Annotated in this window: 12 protein-coding genes; 6 read left to right on the top strand and 6 right to left on the bottom strand. The window is 57.7% G+C overall.

Annotation, left to right across the window (positions count from 1 at the left end):
- The first annotated feature begins 6 nt into the window (after positions 1-6).
- From VI123_RS14500 to VI123_RS14485, 4 genes are all read left to right on the top strand, one after another.
- Positions 7-849 carry a carbohydrate ABC transporter permease gene (locus VI123_RS14500; protein ID WP_336338778.1) on the top strand — a complete coding sequence of 281 codons (843 nt, stop codon included), beginning with the start codon at positions 7-9 and terminating at the stop codon, positions 847-849.
- An 88-nt stretch (positions 850-937) separates the two neighbouring features.
- Entirely contained in the window at positions 938-2,104 is a 1,167-nt protein-coding gene (locus VI123_RS14495) for an ABC transporter ATP-binding protein (RefSeq protein ID WP_336338777.1), read from the top strand.
- 50 nt (positions 2,105-2,154) lie between these two features.
- The gene (locus VI123_RS14490; protein ID WP_336338776.1) at positions 2,155-3,210 is read left to right on the top strand and encodes an isocitrate/isopropylmalate dehydrogenase family protein; all 1,056 of its coding nucleotides are present in this window, start codon (positions 2,155-2,157) and stop codon (positions 3,208-3,210) included.
- Between the two features lie 3 nt (positions 3,211-3,213).
- Positions 3,214-4,302 carry a hypothetical protein gene (locus VI123_RS14485; protein WP_336338775.1) on the top strand — a complete coding sequence of 363 codons (1,089 nt, stop codon included), beginning with the start codon at positions 3,214-3,216 and terminating at the stop codon, positions 4,300-4,302.
- 36 nt (positions 4,303-4,338) lie between these two features.
- Here VI123_RS14485 and VI123_RS14480 read toward each other — a convergent pair whose 3' ends face one another.
- Together VI123_RS14480 and VI123_RS14475 are read right to left on the bottom strand one after the other, a co-directional pair.
- A complete protein-coding gene (locus VI123_RS14480) occupies positions 4,339-5,409 on the bottom strand; it encodes a hypothetical protein (RefSeq protein WP_336338774.1) in 1,071 nt (356 codons plus the stop codon).
- Position 5,410: 1 nt separating this feature from the next.
- A complete protein-coding gene (locus VI123_RS14475; RefSeq protein ID WP_336338773.1) occupies positions 5,411-5,692 on the bottom strand; it encodes a hypothetical protein in 282 nt (93 codons plus the stop codon).
- A 148-nt stretch (positions 5,693-5,840) separates the two neighbouring features.
- On the opposite strand from VI123_RS14475, the gene VI123_RS14470 reads away from it, so the two are divergent.
- Positions 5,841-6,593 (top strand): SDR family oxidoreductase, encoded by a 753-nt coding sequence (locus VI123_RS14470; RefSeq protein ID WP_336338772.1) that lies wholly within the window; start codon positions 5,841-5,843, stop codon positions 6,591-6,593.
- Between the two features lie 33 nt (positions 6,594-6,626).
- On the opposite strand, the gene VI123_RS14465 is transcribed toward VI123_RS14470, so the two are convergent.
- Positions 6,627-7,940 carry a nickel pincer cofactor-dependent isomerase, group 22 gene (locus VI123_RS14465; protein ID WP_407067008.1) on the bottom strand — a complete coding sequence of 438 codons (1,314 nt, stop codon included), beginning with the start codon at positions 7,938-7,940 and terminating at the stop codon, positions 6,627-6,629.
- 438 nt (positions 7,941-8,378) lie between these two features.
- On the opposite strand from VI123_RS14465, the gene mmsA reads away from it, so the two are divergent.
- Positions 8,379-9,833 (top strand): CoA-acylating methylmalonate-semialdehyde dehydrogenase, encoded by a 1,455-nt coding sequence (gene mmsA, locus VI123_RS14460; RefSeq protein WP_336338770.1) that lies wholly within the window; start codon positions 8,379-8,381, stop codon positions 9,831-9,833.
- Between the two features lie 1,839 nt (positions 9,834-11,672).
- On the opposite strand, the gene VI123_RS14455 is transcribed toward mmsA, so the two are convergent.
- The 3 genes from VI123_RS14455 to VI123_RS14445 form a co-directional block, all read right to left on the bottom strand.
- On the bottom strand, positions 11,673-12,356 hold the full coding sequence (locus VI123_RS14455; protein ID WP_336338769.1) for a primase-associated protein: 684 nt from the start codon (positions 12,354-12,356) through the stop codon (positions 11,673-11,675).
- A 288-nt stretch (positions 12,357-12,644) separates the two neighbouring features.
- Positions 12,645-16,106, bottom strand: coding sequence for a UvrD-helicase domain-containing protein (locus VI123_RS14450; protein ID WP_336338768.1), 3,462 nt, complete (start codon positions 16,104-16,106; stop codon positions 12,645-12,647).
- Positions 16,099-18,207, bottom strand: a complete 2,109-nt coding sequence (locus VI123_RS14445; RefSeq protein WP_336338767.1) for a PD-(D/E)XK nuclease family protein — start codon at positions 18,205-18,207, stop codon at positions 16,099-16,101. Before VI123_RS14445 ends, VI123_RS14450 begins: the two co-directional genes overlap by 8 nt.
- Between the last annotated feature and the right edge of the window lie 464 nt (positions 18,208-18,671).

Here is an 18,671-nt window from a genome sequence, read left to right as displayed (position 1 = left end):
TACATTATGCTCAATGAAAACAGACGCTCACGTGCGCTGTTGTACGCCGGTATCATCGCGTTCGCACTGTTCGCTATCGTCCCGTACTACTGGGTGATTCGGACATCGATCCTTACCAATCTGGCAGCTATCAGTCAGGATACCGGGTTCATTCCCGCGTTGGGCGAACTCACACTCGACGCGTATACGCAGATATGGAATCGGTTCGCGTTCGGGACGTACTTCCGGAACAGCATCATCGTCTCGATTGCCGCCACTATCATCTCGCTGTTCTTCGCGATTCCCGGAGCCTACGCGTTCGCTCGACTGGATTTCCCGGGACGACAGGCCCTGTTCTACACAGCCGTGTTCACGATTATGTTCCCGTGGATTGTCTTGACCATCCCTGTCTACGAGGTGTTCTTCTTCCTCAGGTTGGTCAACACGCTCCCGGGTATCATCATCGCGCTATCCATCTTCGTCCTGCCACAGAACATCTGGCTGCTCCAGGGCTTCTTCCGGCAGGGGATACCCGAGAACATCGAGGAAGCGGCCCTCATTGACGGCCACAACGAACTCACGGCGTTCCTCAGGGTCGTCTTGCCTCTGAGCCTGCCGGCGGTCGCGGCGGCGGCACTGTTTGCCTTCCTCACCGCCTGGAACAACTTCCTCTGGGTGTTCGTACTGACGACGGACGAGGGAACCAGAACCGCCACCGTCGCCATCTACTACATCCTCGGGAGCGACGTGCTCCGGGAGTGGAACGTGTTGATGGCGTCACTCGTCCTACTGGTCGCACCGCCCGTCGTCTTCTATGGGATCTCACGCCGGTACGTCGGTGCTGGGCTGGGAGGGTCTCCAGGCGGATAGTCAAGACCGATATTTCCGGATGAGACTGGCTGAAACGAGAGCGAATACATAAAACGCGCGGTTACGAAATTCGATCAGGTGATAACACATGGCACGACTCGAACTCGACGAGGTAACGAAAGTGTTCGACACGAAAGCAGAGACAATTGTCGCGGTCGAAGAACTCGATCTCGACATCGAGGACGGCGAGTTTATTGTCGTCGTCGGCCCCTCGGGCTGCGGAAAATCGACAACACTCCGTATGATCGCGGGGCTGGAGACAGTCACCGACGGTGAGATACGGCTCGGTGGCGAGCGGATCAACGAGAAATCACCGAAGGACCGGGACATTGCAATGGTGTTCCAGTCCTACGCGCTGTACCCGCACAAGACGGTCCACCAGAACATGGCCTACGGCCTCCATCTCAGTACGGACCTCGACGACGAGGAGATCGACCGACGCGTCCGAGAGGCCGCCGAGATGATGGGTATCGAGGACCTGCTGGAGAAAAAGCCCTCGTCGCTGTCCGGCGGCCAACAGCAACGCGTCGCTACTGGCCGGGCCATCGTCCGCGAACCCTCGCTGTTCCTGTTCGATGAACCTCTGTCGAACCTGGACGCGAAACTTCGCAAGCATATGCGGACCGAAATCTCGCGGATTCACTCCGAAGTCGGTATTACGACAGTGTATGTCACGCACGACCAGGAGGAAGCGATGACGATGGCCGACCGCATCGTCATCCTCAACAACGGGACGCTCCAACAGATAGGGGAGCCCAAAGAGGTGTACCACGAGCCGACTAACTACTTCGTCGCGGACTTCATCGGGTCCCCGTCGATGAACTTCCTCGACGTCGAACTGGAACGGAACCCCGACGGCTCCGGCACTATCACGAGCGAGGACTTCAGCTACGACGTCAGCAGCCGACTGCTCGACCCCATCGAATCCTCGACGTCGGACCTCATATTCGGCATTCGTCCCGAGGACGTCCGAATCGACCCGCAGGCACCCCCCGAGAAGACCGTCGAACTCACGGTCGACGTGGTCGAAATCGTCGGGTCGGACAACTTCGTCTATCTCGACCTGGCCGGCAAGGAGTTCCGCGTCCGGACAGAATCTGAGGTGGAACCGGCAGAGGGCGATGTCGTCAGCGTCACGTTCGACGAGGACGACATCCATCTCTTCGACAGCCAGACTGAAGAGGCATTGATCCACGGGTACTCCGATACGAGCGTGACCGCACCAGTCGAACAATCCGATTCAACGGCGGACTGACCAGTGCGAACGCGGAGCTGAACGGTTGCGGATAACTCACAATCCGACTCATGACATACACTGTTGCACTGATACCGGGCGACGGAATCGGAACCGAAGTCGTGGCGGCGGTCAAGCCGATACTCGATGACGTGGCAGAGCGTGAGGGCTTCGATATCGACTACACGGAGTTCGACTGGGGAAGCGAACGGTATCTTCAGGAGGGGGCAATGATGCCAGACGACGGCGTCGACCAACTTCGCAGGTACGACGCTATCTTGCTGGGTGCGGTCGGTCATCCTGATATCCCCGACCACGTGACGCTCCGCGGTCTCATGTTGCCCATCCGTAAGGAGCTCAACCAGCAGATATGCAAACGACCGACCGAACTCCGCGTGGGTGTACAGAGTCCGCTTCGGGGATACGAAGGCGGCGATATCGATTTCGTGGTCTACCGGGAGAACACCGAGGGCGAGTACGCTGACGTCGGTGGACGCGAACACCGCGGGTTCGAACACGAAGTTGCAGTCCAGAGCGCGGTGTTTACCCGCAAAGGAACCGAGACGATCGTTCGTGAAGCGTTCAAGGCGGCCGCCGAGCGGGATGGGAAACTGACGAACGTAACGAAGTCCAACGCCCAGGCCTACGGGATGGTCCTCTGGGATGACGTCGTCGAAGAGATAAGCGAGGAGTACCCGGACGTGACCGTCGAGCGCTTGCTCGTCGACGCCGCCGCGATGGACTTCGTGCGTCGACCCGAGGCGTTCGACGTGGTCGTCGCGTCGAACCTCTTTGGCGACATCCTCACCGACCTCGGGGCGATTATTTCGGGCAGCATGGGACTCGCGCCGTCGGCGAACCTCTGTGTCGATGGGGACGCGCCGTCGATGTTTGAACCGGTTCACGGCAGCGCTCCGGACATCCAGGGACAGGGGATTGCCAACCCGCTCGCGACGGTACTCTCCGGAGCTATGCTGTTCGACGACCTCGGTGAGGTGGCCGCGGCCGACTGCCTTCGCGAGGTCGTCGCCGAGCAGTTGGCCGACGACTCCGCCCCCCGAACGCCGGATCTCGGCGGGGACGCTGGTACTAACGATGTCGTCACAGACCTTCGCGCCCGCCTATAACCAGTGCAAATCCCGACTCGTGAGGAGTTCGTTCAGCGAATCAGACGGTTCGACCAGCAGCAACTGACCCGGTTTGTTGCGGACCTGTACGAAGCGCGCGGCTGGACCGTCGAGACAGCCGAGTGTGGGAGGCTGTTGTTGCAGGCTCCGCACGAAATCCCCGGCCAAACGCTCGATGTTCGTATCACGAAGACACCGCCGTGGAGCCGAGACCACGCCGATAGAATCGTCGTCAGGACGGTGGCGGATGTCGAAAGCATGCCGGACGACACCTGTGTCGTCGATGCTCGAGAACTACACGGAATGGCGCTGTACGCTCTCGACCGCGACCGCCGACAGACACTTCTGGCCGACCACTTCGAACCCGGCGCTTTCGACGATAGTCCCTCTGTTCACCACCACATTACGGCCGCGATACCTTCCCTCTCATCGACACTTCTCAGAGCTGGCAAGGTGGCTCTCGTCGTCGTACTCATGGTTGCCAGCGTCGCAGTAGCCACAACAGCCAACTTCGACAGCTCGCAAACCCCGGACGAGGATGTCGAACCGGCGGTGACGCCGGTATCGGTGAGTCAGTCCCTGTTCGAGGGGCAGACGAGCAACGGTACCCTGGCACCGTCGTCTGCGGCCTGTCCACGGCCCCCGACCGACGCCCACCCGGCGTCGTTGCGGCCCGTTCCTGTCGATGCGGCACTGAGCGTGGGACTCGAGGGCTGGGAAGACGTTCGGCAACTCAACGCCAGTACGTTCCAGGGACCGAATGAACTGACGATTCCCTGGACGCCCGACGTTCGACACGAATCTACCTACCGAAGCCCTCGTGGAACGACTATAATACTCGTCATTGACCGCTGGTCCGACCAGCAGTCCGCTGCGGAGGCGGGGACTGCGCTGGCGAACAACTACCGGACGGCACTGGTCTGGGGGCGGTACACGTTCGCAGTCGTCTTTCCCGATTCTCCGTCTGAGTCGTCGAGCGATTCGATAAACGCCGACGTCGACACGAACTCGCTCCTCTCCGAGATCATCCATCCTGAGAGAGGGAAGTTGGGTTCGGAATGCGTCGACGCCCTCACCGAACCGAGGACCTAGCTCGATTCGGTACGTTCTGGAGTGACCACCTCGCCATTACCCGGTGGAAACGGGTGAACTACCAGCATCGGTTCGGTTCGCGGAGGCCCGTAACTCACCGCTCAAACGGGTTAGCGGCTCCGTGTTCTCGAGTGCCTCCCTGTCGGCTGCGTCCGTCAGAGCGGTTGCCACGTTTCGTTCAGCCTCCGCGAGCTGGCCTCGAATACGACTGGCCCGCTCGGTCTGTTCTTGCGTGAGGGACTCGTCTTCGGCCGAGGCGAGCAGCGATCGGGCGTCATTGGACGCCTCCAGTGCACTCTCACCGTGTTCCGCAATCCGTTCGGTATCGTTGCCGCGCCACCGAACCTCAGTTGCGGACTCGTTCACGACTTTAACGAGGAACGCTGCCTTCGATAGCTTTGCATCCGTTTCGGAGACGCGCGGGTCGAGGCTCCCGCTGGCGTCGAAGCCGACCATGACGGCCCGCTCGGCTGGATTGTACGTATCGGTGGGGTACGCTGTCGCGGTTACCGCGTGGGTCCCAAAGAGGAGCATAGCGAAGACGAGGGCGCCCAAGAACACGCGTGGCCCCCCGTGAACGGGTTCCATCCCGTCGAAGGGGTTGTTCCGCGTCCGCTCGAAGGACAGCGAGTACGCGTCACTTACTGTATCCGCGAGTAGCTTCGTACGCTCGGACGCTCCGGTGACGACAACGCGGCCAGCCGCCGTAATGCGGACAAATGAGTTGTGGAAGCCGCTGTGGAGAACGGTCAATCCCGGCCCCTCTTCGAACGAGTCTCGTTCCACCGAGTCGTACTCCTCGTCAGACTGAAGCACCGAATGCACCGCCTCCAAAAAGTCGATAGAGTCGTCGATGGCCGACGTGGAGACGAACACCGACCCCTGTTCGGCACTAAAGCCCTCGTCAGTGTCTGCGAGGCTCAGCCGTAGCGATTTGATGGCACTCTTCGAATACGCGAGACCGAAGGGGAGACCTGCCGCCACGATGCCAACGAGGGCCGCAGGAGCGAAGCGAAGCAGTGGGCCGTTGTAATGAATCGCTGCCCAGATTGCAAGAAGGACGAGCAGTCCGCCACCACCCCAAGAAAGAGTACGTAGCTTGTTCATCTCAGCCCAGGAACGCCGCTTTCAGCTTTCCGACGATTCCTGTCTGCCGCGCTGTGCTCTCTGCTTCGCAGATTGGGCCGAGCTTATCCTGCACGTCGCTATGACTTTCGAATCGCTGTACGTCAGCCTCGTGCAACAACTCGGAGAGCATCATGGAATTTCCGTTTTCGTCGATAGTAATATTCTCCATCGGCCGGCGTTCCTCTAGCCGACGCGACGTCACTGGATAGGACCAGCCGGCCTCAGTAATGAGTTCGTGGACTGCGTCTGGCCCATGTGTCATGTTCGGATAGTTGCGATTAACGCCAATAAATATACCGTCGGTGAGATGGACCAGTCCTCGGCGGGACTGACAGGGACGCCCCGTCTCCGTTCACGACCACCGAGAGCGACAAAAGGTATATTTCATGTTCGCCCAAGCGGACATGTGTATGCCAAGCGATAGCGAGCGTCCGTTAGCCGGACAGACCGCGTTGGTCACGGGTGCGAGTTCGGGTATCGGTGCTGCGACAGTCAAGCAACTCGCCGCAGATGGGGCTGCTGTCGTCCTCGCCGCTCGAAGCGAAGACGACCTAGAATCCATCGCCGCGGACGTTGAGGAAGCGACCGACGCCGAGACGCGTGTCGTCCGGACAGACGTCACGGACCCCGATCAAGTAGCGGCAGCCGTGGAAGTGACTGTCGAGACGTTTGGGTCACTAGACATCGTCGTCGCCAATGCGGGTCTGGGTATCGACGAACCCGTCGAGGAGATATCTGACGAGTCCTACCGGATGATGATGGATGTCAATGTCGACGGTGCCTTCTACACCGCCCGAGCAGCCTTGCCACACCTCCGTGAGGGCGAGGGCTCGCTCGTGTTCGTATCGAGTTTCTCCGGTCAGTATCCGCGGCCGAAGAACCCGGTGTATGCAGCCACCAAGTGGTGGATCCGCGGGTTCGCACTGAGCCTCCAGGGAGCGGTCGGCGAGGACGATATCGGTATCACGCAAATCAATCCCACCGAGGTCCGGACAGAGTTCGGCTCGGAGGACGACAACCCGATGAACGAACGGTTCGAGCAAGGTGAGGTAACCGAGGCGTCGGAGGTCGCTGAGGCTATCGCCTTCGCCGTCGCTCAGGACCCGCCGACACACATCAACAGCATCGACATCTACCGACGGGACAAGTTCAGTCACTTCTGAGTGCGGTGACGAGATTCGCAAGCCGAGTTCGCTTCAGATACCGTACGGGTCGGAAGCTAGCGTGCCATCATCTAGTTCTAGTTCCCGGAGTTCACCAACGGTGACGGACTCGTTGTCTTCAAGGTCGTTGGCAACCGGCTCCGAGACGAACAACTGGCCGGGCTCCATCGTGTTCGGAATCCGTACAATCCGCAATTTCCCCGGGTCGGGTGTTCCTGTTATCGACGGTGCGAGTAACAGCGCACTTTCGTCGTCCGGGACAATCAGTGGAATCTTCGCCCGCTTCGTTTCCCCGCTCGTAGCGATGTTGACGTAGGTGTCGCCGAGATTAAGCTCACGTACGAGGTCCTCGTGGACTATATCAGCGAGACCGATCCCTAGTCCGTTGCCGTGTGACGGCGGCGTCAGCGAGCGGACGTAGATGCGTGTGTAGTTCGGTCGGTCAGGTTCCGGCTCCCCCTCGAAGTACGTCCGCCCGATGACGTTCGTATCCAGACCGGTGCCGCTCACTTCCTTACCCATCTCGTCAACGATGAGCAGGTCCAAGTCGTCAACGGGGAGCATCGGCAATTCCCGATAGGCACGCTCCAGCAGCTCCGATTCCCGTTCGAGTATCTGCTCTGTCGGTATCCCCTCTATGTGTGTTGCTCGGTCGTGTGCGTTTTCGACAAGCGCAATACCGCCGAGGATCGGTAGTTCGTCGAACAGGATCGCTGCCCGCTCGCGGATCTCCTTACCCATATCGCCCGTCAAGCCCGCATTGTGCATCATTTCGGCCCCACGGTGTTTGCCCATCCCAATGACCGCCATTTTGCAGAGGCCGGACTCGATTGTGTCGGTGAAGTCCGTATGTGGCTTGACCCGGTTGGCGATGAGAATGGCATCGGCGTCGGCAGCATTGGCATCAACGTAGACTGTCCGCCCCTCATCCGGACCGACCTCCACAGTCTCCATCGACGAGCGGATCGGACATCCCAGCGAATCCGGCGTCATTCCGAGGTCGGCGAGGACCGCCCGTTGCCCGTCGGCGGTCGCACCGCCATGGCTCCCCATCGAGGGGAACACAAACGGTTTGTATCCCCTGTCCTGTAACGCTTCGACAGCGCCGGAGATAATTCGAGGAAAGTCCCGGATGCCACGGCTCCCAGCTGTCACAGCGATTTCCGAACCGGACGGGAGTGAGTCGAGTGCTGGGAGGGCATCAATGGCCGCTCGCCCCGCAGCTGGTACGTTTGCGATGCTCTCGGTCTCCCACTCGACTGACGCAGGAGCGAACCGAGGCAGAGCCTCCCGGACGACATCGTTGGCCGCCGCGAGTCGTTTCGGGTCCGGGATACTGAGAGAGATCTCCGACATGATTCTAGTGAGACCCACGAGATACTAAGTCCTGTCCGTCAGACTGGGAACGCCCGGCAGCGGTCCGTTTGGTGGTGAAATATGGGCACACAGGGCCTTGGTCACAACACACGACCCGCGAACTCGCTGTCGGCGGTGATGTTCACTAGAGTACCGTCGAATCATGCGCTGCCACTCAGTAGATAATTGATGTCCGACTCGTCGGAAGATAGTACAGCGAATCACGCAGTTCGAAGATGGCGGGGGAGTCTGTCATCGTACGAACAGAACAATACAACAGCGTTGCGAACGCCCATGGCTATTGCTCTCAACGTATCCCGCCTCAAACTAGATGGTGAATTGATTTTTCAATTTCCAAGCGGTCACCGGACGGATTTATATTTGGCATAAGAGGGGGTGTTGAAGTAATCAGGTGATGAAACGTGAGGTATGACACGGCAGGTCCGAAATTACGTTGGCGGCGGGTGGGTCGACACCAGCGGTGATGACGGCGAACCCATCGTCAACCCTGCGACGAGTGACACTCTGGCTGAACTGACCTACAGCAGCAGTGCTGATGTGGACCGCGCTGTCGACGCCGGCAACGAGGCGTTCGAGTCGTGGCAGAACAGAGCGGTCGAGGAGCGAATTCAACCGCTCTTCCGTTTTAAACAACTACTGGAAGAGCACCAGGAGGAGCTTGCGGAAACTATCGTCACTGAACACGGGAAGACGAAGCAAGAGGCGATGGGCGAACTCCGTCGGGGTATCGAGAACGTCGAAGTCGCCTGTGGCATCCCCTCAATGATGCAGGGAGGCCACTTACCGAACGCTGCTCCTGGTATCGACGAAACAGCCATTCGAAAGCCGCTGGGGACATTCGTCGCCGTCACACCGTTCAATTTCCCCGGAATGATCCCACTGTGGTTTCTCCCGTACGCAGTCGCGACGGGGAACGCGTTTGTCCTCAAGCCGTCCGAGCGGGACCCACTTGTCAGCCAGCGGATGTTCGAACTCCTTGACGAGGCTGGCTTCCCGGACGGCGTCGTCAATCTGGTCAACGGCAGCGCCGACACGGTGACCGACCTCATCACTCATGAGGGCGTCGCGGGCGTCTCCTTCGTTGGTTCGACACCGGTAGCCAAGCACATCTACGAAACGACTGCCGCAGCCGGCAAGCGCGTTCAGGCACAGGGCGGTGCGAAGAATCACGTCATCGTCTCCGACAGCGCCGATATCAAGTTCTCGGTCGAGAAGACGCTGTCGTCGGCATGTGCCTGCGCCGGTGAGCGCTGTCTGGCCAACGATGTCGTGCTCGTCCAGAAGTCAATCTACGAGGAGTTCGCCGAGGAACTGATCAAACAGGCCGACGAGATGACCGTCGGGTACGGCCTCAACGACGTAGACATGGGTGCGCTCATCACGCCAGAACACGAGTCCCGTGTTCGGGAGTACATCGACGGCGCGCTACAAGACGGTGCGACCCTGCTTCGTGATGGTCGGGATGTATCCGTCGATGGGTATCCGGACGGCAATTTCCTCGGTCCGACGGTTCTGGGCAATGTCGAGGAGGAGTTCGATATCTCGCAGGATGAGGTGTTCGGCCCAGTCGTTGCACTCGCCAGATACGACAGCTTCGAGAACGCCATCGCGCGACTGAACCGTAGCGAGTTCGGTAACGCCGCAAGTCTCTTCACCGAACGCGGCGCGGAAGCCAGTACCTTCCGCCAGAACACGGAGGCGGGGAATCTGGCGGTGAATGCTGGGACGGCCGCCCCAATGGCGTTTTTCCACTTCGGGGGGCGGAAGGCGTCGTTCTTCGGAGACCTCCACGCACAGGCCGACGATATGATCCGGTTCTACACTGACGAGACGATATACATCGAGCGCTGGCCCTCTGCCTGACTCGACGAACATCATCCAGATAATGCCGATGCACCCGACGAGCGCGTATTTGATTAGGTTGGATTTCATACAATTCTCACTCCAGCCGACTCGCTGAATATCGCGACATGCCGTTCGTTCTTTCAGTGCGACTGCCCGCTGATTCTGTTCTGGTCATCGTCTGTAACCCTCAGTTGAGTGAGGGCTGTCTATAATCCGCGACGGAGAACCAGGTCCGTCTCTTTCCCTTCACCTATCAGGTTACGTATAAATTTTTAACTGGATATGTCTCATGTGGTCTCAAACTTTTTACGTTTTTTGTCTTTTCATCTTTATTTCTATAGCTTCCACTACAACGCTGTGCTGTTGGGTGGGTTTCGGGCTCGTGTCGCTGGTCGTGGTTCCACCGTGCTGGCGTCTGGTTGGAGGTCAGGCCTCTGGTAGATATCTCGACTTTCTGATACAGGATCCAGTTTCCATTCACCGTCTGTTTCTCCCCTCGTCGCAACCCCCCTCGGGAGGACTGAAAGGGGACGGGGGCTCGAACCGTCCCGGACCCCGCAAGCACCGCAGCTCGCGAGGAGCGCAGCGGCGGTCCCGGAACGGTCGGTCGAGCACCCGTGGGCTTTCGAGGTCACCACCACCTCGGCCACGGCTGTCGCGGTCGTCGTGAGCGTGGTCTTGTCGAGAGGTGGCACCCCACCGTTTCCGCTGCTGTGACACCCCCCGTTTCGAGTGTTGTTGTGGGCCGTCCAAGCGACGATGTGGAAGTCTGATAACGCGCGAAAATGCCTATATTGTGAACCTGATAGAATTGCGTCTCTCCCTATCGAGTGTCTACTGTCCCGCCCACTGTGGCTCCCTCTGCGTTCAGGGCCCACCACCCCGTGTGCAAGATGACTTCCCACGCTGTTCCTCGAGTCAGTCTGTCCCCAGTGTCGCCATGGTGGCCGCCCACCTTGTCGTCGCGATCTCCCGTCCACTCTGGCTTCGACCTGGTCCACTGTCCCACCGTCGATGTCGTCTGTGGTCCCACCTGGTTCGCCACTGCCGGCGGCCTGTTGCTGTGTCGCCAGCCTCCCCGTCCTCACGCTCGTTCCTGTCTAGTCTTTCTGGTACTTCTCCCCTCTTGGGGGTCGCCCCCTTGGCGCTCTACTGAAGCCCCTCTCCGGTCGCCTACGGCTTCACCTCCGTATTGTCGTATTGTCCCCCTTCTCTTTGGACAAATACCCCAGAAAAACATTGACCGCAGGAGATGCAGAATAGGCTAAACACTCTCCAATCAATTCTAAGTCTGTAATCCATGGTGGAACGATTATTTTCACTCACTGAACAATGAGATATACCGTTTGAGGGGTCTGAATCAACTGTATAACGCCGTATATTCGGTTCTACTGCACCAAGAACAACCCCTGTTCGTGGTGGAACACCCGCGTGAGGGTGGCACACGCCCGATTTCGGAACTTTAGCAGGTAAAGCGTCTTGAATGAGTGAGTTTCGTGGTGGAACACCCGTGTGAAGGTGGCACACGTCCGATTTCGGCACTTTAGCCACTCCAAGTCAGCAGAAATACGGCCATATCTCAAATATTGCTTCGTGAAGGTGGCACTCGCTTGATTTCAGGCAGTACGGTCTTATTCCGGCCCCCGAATACCGGCGTATCTACTGATACCACGCGCATAGAGATGTCACTCGCCAGTTTTCACGCTCAGACTGTTGAATTAGTTTCACGGTAGAAAATACTCTAAAGTCTAACAAGTCTTGCTCAGTACCTCACCGAGATAGCGTGCTGCTCTATGCACGAATGACTGTGAGAGCATGGGAGATTGGCAGGGAAAAACAGGCGCTATCTGACCGGGGTTATGCTTGATACTGACTCGTCTCTTCAGTGTCTTCAAGCTGGTCGAACATCGCATCGGGGAGGGGCAGACTCTGGTAGATGTCGTACGGACAGAATGACTTGCCAATGCAATGACGTTGCATGTCGTGGTTGTCACAGTGCATCGGCAGCGGTGCAATGCCGTTGATTTCGCCGTGTCGAAATTCATAACGAGCCTGATAATCGGTGGTATCCTTGTCGTACCAGTCCCATTTACTTTCGAAGAGTTCGTGGATGTCATCAACCACCGCGTCCTCCCGCTGGGACTCGGATAGATCGTGGTAGCCTTCGAGCCAGAACACCATCCGAACGAAGTTATAGTAGACGGCTTCTGGGACGGCGGGCACGTCGACGAGTTCCGGTGAGACGAGTGTGTGCCGACCGTCTCTCGGGTCGTTGGCTGGCGGGGCTTTGATGAACTGCTTGATACTGCCACTGCCGGTCCACTGTGAGAAATCGCTTCTGCCGTCACCGAATGCTTGCCTCCGAACGAATTGCTTCGGTGGCACAGAGTCGCCTTGGACCGGGTACGCTTCTCGGAATGCAATCCCGATTTCTTTGGGCTGACAGTCTCGGATGAACGACGGTATCTCGTCAAAGTATCCGCAAAATTCGTTCCGGTAGTACTGTGCAATTTCGTCAGTGGTGGATTGTTTCCAAGTCATTCGTCTTGTTCAAGACTCCCGTATGTCTTTGCGCTGAGGTCAGAAACGCCGTTTTTATTGAGGTGCTTTTCAAGTACGTGGGTCCTGTGTGCCGCCCGTTTAGGAAGGGTGCCATCAAGCGCATGTTCGTTGATCATGCCCCACACTTCTGAGAAAACCCGTTCGCTCGGGTGTGCCCAGACCATGTCTCCAGGTGCATCAGAGAGTTTTTCGTAGTCTGCAGCGACAGCTTTCGGATTGTTGCTTTCTGTCTCTACTCTGAGGTGTAACGGAACCTGCAGATATCAATCACTCAGAATCGACGAGACCTGCAAGCCACTCAGGAACTGGGACAATGGGAGACGACACAACTGCTGATTCAACCGACTCGCCCAGATATGTGAGTCGTGCAGTCACTGAACTCTCTGCTGGGAGTTGCTGCTCAAGCAGCCACGCATAGAACGCTACCTGCAGCCGATGCTGTTTCCTAGTTTGCTGCTCAATTGAACTGTGTGTGAGTTTTAGCTCGTCAACAACCCACTGTCCATCGGACTGAACAGAGACCATGTCTGCTCGATTTTGGGTTTCTATCTCGATGCCATCTATCTCAAGCACGGTATGAATCGGTTCCTCGACGTACTGGGTCTGGGCTTGCTGGATCTCCCTCCACGTATCGCTGGTGGCAAACTGTGGACAAATACGATCACTGAGATACGTCTGAATCGAAGTCCGCATTGCGGGTGTAATCCGAGAATCCGAGGCCGTAACGCTCTGAGCTAGAATCTCTGGGAGCGGTCCATCAAACGACCGGAGGCTCGCGGTAGACACGTTCTGCGAGACAGCACGTGTGAGAACCTGATGCGTGATTTCTCCAAGCTGTTCTCGCTCGATCCCATCTGGAAGGTCTGCGTCTATTGACTCACTTCGAGTAGAGACGCTCTCTCGTCTCTCATCTAGGATATATTGCGCCTTTGAACCAATCGAATTGGCGGTGAGTTGGTACACCGATGTTCCATTCACATATCGACTTGTCCATCCGGTCTTGGTTTTAGCTGGGACGTGAGCACTCCGGGGCGTTGGGTGTTGGCCCTCGCTCGATTTGCGCTCTGGCAACGCGACGTCGTTCACACCGACAGTGAGTGCCTCTTCTTTCTCAGCGTTGGACACTGGTGCCTCGTATATACCTGCTGATGAGTTCTCTTCAAACGAGAGTGCGTCAGCCAGCGTTGCTATCCACGACGTTTCAACACCGTTATCTCGGCGTTCATAGGGTAGTGAGAGGACGAGATGATCGCGTGCTCTCGTGAGAGCCACGTACAGGACTCGCCACCGTTCTGCACAGTATCGCTGACTGATCCTACTGAGCGATGGAGGGCCAGCAATGCGACCGTCACTCCAGTAGTCACTCGCCCACCGAAGTGACCCATAGTCCGTCGTCGCAGGCCCTTGGTCATCTGACTGTGTGAGAGGTGTTCGAGAGACTGTCTCTGGCGGCGCAAGCGCCAGTGTATCGCCGAGTGCGAGAAACGTGTCAGTATGCGGGCCCCGAAAATTCACGGAGCCGCTCGCATCTGCGAGACAGACAACGCTGTCTTCGTCGCCTTTCATATTGTGGATCGTCCGAAACACGATGTCGTACTCGTCTTGATTTGGCACGGGGTGGACGAGGCCGTCTTTTGGCTCCGCAACATAGCTGTTCAGGATCTGAGCGAGTTCACTGAGTGAATATCTCTCATCGCCTTCCCAGTCTTCGATCGAGTAGAGAAGTGCATCGCAGGCTGCCAGGCGTCGCTCAGGATCTGGTACTTGACCAAATGGGTCTGCACGCAAGCCAAGCATCTCGATGATCTCTTCGGCAACGAGCGACCCGGGATCACTCGTGTGCCGAGCACGCCGCCGCGCAAGAGCCACGAGCCCGGCCAGGAATCCGTCTTCAGTGGCTGCTTGTCGATCAGAATCACCACGTTCTGCCACGGCATCGATCTGATACCCGGCATCCTCGAATAACGCAGTGCTCTCGGACGAAAGCGGGAGACACTCAGACTCAACGAGGCGACGGGTGCGTTCGGGGTCATATGGCTCAACCAGCCACCGGACGACTCGACAGATGAGTTTGATCAGTGGGTTCTCGAAGAGGTGAGTACTCGCATTGACGACAGAGAACCCCTGATTTGTCAGCTGCTCCGCCAGCTCATCCATATTCGAGCGAGTGGCAAACAGGACTGTCACGGTGTCATGTCCGAATGTACCATCTGTAAGTCCGCCAGCGAGATAATTCGCCACTGGCGTCTTTTCTGTCTTGAACCAGTCTGGAGTACCAGGCGCCCCTTCTGGCTGTGTGTATCCCGCAATATGGACTGCAGGGTCTGCTGTCCCACTTCGCGTCGGCTCGAGCGAGGAATAGTCGGTGTTCGCCGAGACAGCGTCGACACCGCCTCCACGGGCTGGGTCTGTGAACACGTCTCCGAAGATCGTATCCACAGCTGCTGCGATGTCCGGGCGCATCCGGTAGGTGCGAGACCCAGAGTAGGACCGATGCTCTGTCCACTCCGTCTCGAAGTATTCACCATGCTTGAAGCCCGTCACAAACTGCTCTGGCCGTGCATTCCGCCAGACGTAGATGCACTGATCGACATCGCCAGCCATCAGCACCCGTGTCTCGTCGGTAACAAACGGCGCTAGCGCATCGTGCTGTGCAATCGAGATATCTTGTGCTTCGTCGATGAGCAGCGACTGGAACTTGGCAGTATATCGCGCTTTCACGCGGGCTCGGTATTCTTCCGACGCACTCTCGTCGGCGCCGGCTATGTCCTCCAGCGGGTTGTCGAAGTATTCGGCGATCCAGTAAGCGATGTCAGCGTGCGAAACAACACCCTGTTCACGACACGCAGCATCGTACACACGTTCGTACCCTTCGAGAACAGTACAGAACTCTTCGATACAGGTGAGCCACTCTTCATAGCACTCATGGTCGTCCTTGACAGCCTCGTTCGTTCCCCCATCTGTTTCAGGCGGTTGTTGGGCTGCAAAGTCGGTGGCGACGTCGTCGTCGTAGAATGTACGTATATCTCCAAGGAGGTCTGCAAGCGTCTCTGGTGGCCCACTTGGATACACATCGGTGACGGTGTCTCGAAGCCGGGCCTCGAAGTCGTCGATCGAGAGCCGCCGATCGCGCTTTTTCGCTCTCGCATCCTCGAGAAGGGTATGAAGGCGGTCGTCTGAATCGCCAGCAGTCGGATACGCAGTATCGAGCCGTGTACACTGGTCAGAATAGGCATCATCTTGGCGGACCGACGCTATGCAGTTCTGTCGAAGGACCGAGAGCTGCGACGCGTTCCCGACGCTCGGCATGCCATCGAAGCCAAGTTCAGACGCAATATCCTCGAAAATCCCACGGAGTACGCTGTCTATCGTCCCGATATGGTCTGTCATCTGAAGGCGACGTTTGAGCCGGTCTGCCGTCTCGGGAGATATCTGGACAGGATACTCTCCATCCGTATCCTCAGCAAACGCATCAAGCGCGTCTCTGATGCCTGGTTCGATGCTCGCTGCATCCTCACGTGAAAACGAGATCACACAGAGTTGTTGTTCGGGACACCGGTCGCCGGCAGCATCGGCCCGAACAAGGGCCTCTGCGGCAATCTGGTTGAGCGTCGTGGATTTCCCAAACCCTGGATTGCAATCCAGAGCGAAGAAGCCAGCGTCGTGCTGAAAGTAGTCCTCACGGACAGCAGCCTGTTTCCCCTTCATCGGGGGAACAGTCTTACTCATTCATTTCCCCGTCTGTGCTGACGTTCTCTGGAATCGACTTCCGAATCCGGTCAGGTAAGATGACATTTTCTCCCAACAGCTCGCGATACGCGTCTTCACTGAGTGTCGTTGTCGAGAGGTTCTCCAGCAGTGGTGACCGCTGATAGCTGACCCCTTTCACATCTTCGGTAAACCGAGTCACGATCATGTGATTCGCCGCCGTCCGAACCGCGTCGACTGCGTGGTCGTACTCTCGTTCTTCAGTCCACGCACCTCTGACACCAAGGGTGCGTGCCTCGGGTGACTCGCCGTCTGTGACGGCCGTCTGGACTTCCACCGGGAATTCGCCGTGGGGTTGCTGCGGCCATTCACCGTCGACGAACCCGAGTGCGATGACGAATGGATACGACCGTAACCACGTGTCAGTCGCATCGAGTACATCGAGTCGCTCAGCGTTCTCGTGTTCCCGGCGGCCTGGGCGAGCTGTTGCGATCGTCTCGATCACCTCAAGAACTGACGACCATGACGACTCGATCTGGTGTCGGTCACGCCAGTCGGCGTATTTTGCACGAGCCTCGCGTAGCAAGTGATCAGAATCAGTATCCCCGGCGACGCGCTGTATGGCCCGGGCAGCACGTGATGTCTCAGTATATGCCACTGTATCGTTTTCCTCGATGTGCGGAAGAACAACAGTCTCAAACCCATCCAGAACTGGGCCAAGCGTAGCAAGAATATCATCTGGTTCCGGCGCAGATCGATGGCGCTGGCACCACTCAAGATAGCTCTCGAAGCGACGCTGGACGTTCGGACTAACCGACGTCGTCATGGCAACAGTATCACGCCACTGATCCAGCGTTCCGGAATAGTCCGTGCCGACGCTCTTCCGGATTTCACTAAGCTCAGCAGGTGTAAACGGTATAACGCTCTCATCTCCTTCCGCGTCATCCTCCGTGACGAGCCACTGACATTCCAGTGGCCGGAACATGGTCTCGGCATCGATAGTGCCGGCAGACGCAGCGGCAAGCACTGAACAGGTCTCAGCTACGACTCGGTACGGGAGCGATCGCTTCAGCTCCAGCTGCGTCCAAAACGAGAGATGACGTCCGTATGTGTTCGACGCACGGGTCAAGTCACGTTCGTACTTGTCGATATCACGAGCAACGATCGCGATATCACTCACGGAGACGCCCTCTCGGAGAAGCCCCTCACAAACCGCGAGTGCAGCCCTCGCCTCCTCTGCCCGTGTTGGGGCCACGATCTCCGTTGCTGGCGTAGTCCGGAACTCATCGATCTGCAAGCGCTCAATCGAATCTGACGGACTCGGAGTACTACTATCGTCCAGTCGCGACTGAAGTCGGCTGGCAATCCGAGGGCCAGTGCGTGCACGGAGATAGAGATGAACGGTACTCGAAGTCTCGCGACCGATCGCTGTCAGAAACGCGAGCAGCGGCGCCCCCAACGTACTAATTCCGACGACGTTGACCCGCTCAATCCCAGCGTACTCTTCCTGCCAAGCATCTCCTCCTGTGTTTGTTACTACTTCGGTGCCCGCCTCTAACACCGCCTCTGTGGAGATGTATTCCTCGACGCGGTCGCGAAGTTGCTCCTCGAGACTGCTGATGCCCGTCAGAAGGTCAAGTGCATCTAGACGAGCAACACCGTCAAGCTCAGCACAGACCGTCTCAAGTGCGGAACGGCGTGTTGAATGATGCCCTGTGAGTAGCGACAGTTCTTCTCGCGCCGCTTCGATCCGATCCAACTGGGTTGTAAGCGACGTTCCAAAGACACGAGATAATCGAGACACATCTCCAGACGGAGACTCCAACAGGTCTTTGAGCATCTGGAGGCGATCCATTCGATCAAGAACCGCTGGATCTGATTCCTCCGGTGATGAAAGAAGCTCGGTCGCCACGGCTGCTGGCGTGAGCAATGCAAGTGAACTTCGCGGCTGATTTCTATCGGCAATCGCTCGTTTCAGGTTTCGCCGATGAAACTGTTCAGGGGCAAGAACAATATCTGTCGGCTGCTGAGCACGGCGAGCGCGGTTTATCAACTCCTCTTCTGCACAAATATGGATATTTTCTACGTCAACGGGCGACTTTGAATGGAGGTGGCTACTCATACTCTCTAGTTTTGTGAACGTAACTCAGTACGAGCGTGCATGGTATAGAAACTGGTGTGAGTACACACCTTTTTATCAGCAAGCCGGCTACTATTGTGTGCACACAACACTGGCGCTCCACGCCATCTCTTTTGGAACGCACTCTTACTCATCCAGTAGTCACCTCGCTACGCAAAGCCGCTGGTACGATTACAATCTGGAGATAGGCCGCGTCAACGCCAACAGCGCACCACGTCCGTAAGTCGATGTCACACTGTGTGCATGCAGTATCGAAGTACGGGACGTCACCTGGGAGGCCTCGTTCATACAGCGTGACTGCCTCACTACAATTTGGACAACAGATTGCGACAGGAACATCCAGCAACGCGGATTGGCTGTCGGCTTGTGACAGGACCTGGGCACGGTTGCCATAGGGTTGCTCAGTCGAACGCACCTGTGTAGTCGTGTCGACGAGGCCGTCCAGA

Origin of the sequence: Haloarcula sp. DT43 (assembly GCF_037078405.1) — an archaeon.
GTDB lineage: Archaea > Halobacteriota > Halobacteria > Halobacteriales > Haloarculaceae > Haloarcula > Haloarcula brevis.
Note: the sequence above shows the minus strand (reverse complement) of the source record. Positions and strands in the feature narration are given on the sequence as shown.

Coding starts and splice junctions, on each gene's coding strand:
- VI123_RS14490 (WP_336338776.1), top strand. CDS start 2,155: ATGACATACACTGTTGCACTGATACCGGGCGACGGAATCGGAACCGAA.
- VI123_RS14450 (WP_336338768.1), bottom strand. CDS start 16,106: ATGAGTAAGACTGTTCCCCCGATGAAGGGGAAACAGGCTGCTGTCCGT.
- VI123_RS14500 (WP_336338778.1), top strand. CDS start 7: ATGCTCAATGAAAACAGACGCTCACGTGCGCTGTTGTACGCCGGTATC.
- VI123_RS14480 (WP_336338774.1), bottom strand. CDS start 5,409: ATGAACAAGCTACGTACTCTTTCTTGGGGTGGTGGCGGACTGCTCGTC.
- VI123_RS14470 (WP_336338772.1), top strand. CDS start 5,841: ATGCCAAGCGATAGCGAGCGTCCGTTAGCCGGACAGACCGCGTTGGTC.
- VI123_RS14455 (WP_336338769.1), bottom strand. CDS start 12,356: ATGACTTGGAAACAATCCACCACTGACGAAATTGCACAGTACTACCGG.
- mmsA (WP_336338770.1), top strand. CDS start 8,379: ATGACACGGCAGGTCCGAAATTACGTTGGCGGCGGGTGGGTCGACACC.
- VI123_RS14495 (WP_336338777.1), top strand. CDS start 938: ATGGCACGACTCGAACTCGACGAGGTAACGAAAGTGTTCGACACGAAA.
- VI123_RS14445 (WP_336338767.1), bottom strand. CDS start 18,207: ATGAGTAGCCACCTCCATTCAAAGTCGCCCGTTGACGTAGAAAATATC.
- VI123_RS14475 (WP_336338773.1), bottom strand. CDS start 5,692: ATGACACATGGGCCAGACGCAGTCCACGAACTCATTACTGAGGCCGGC.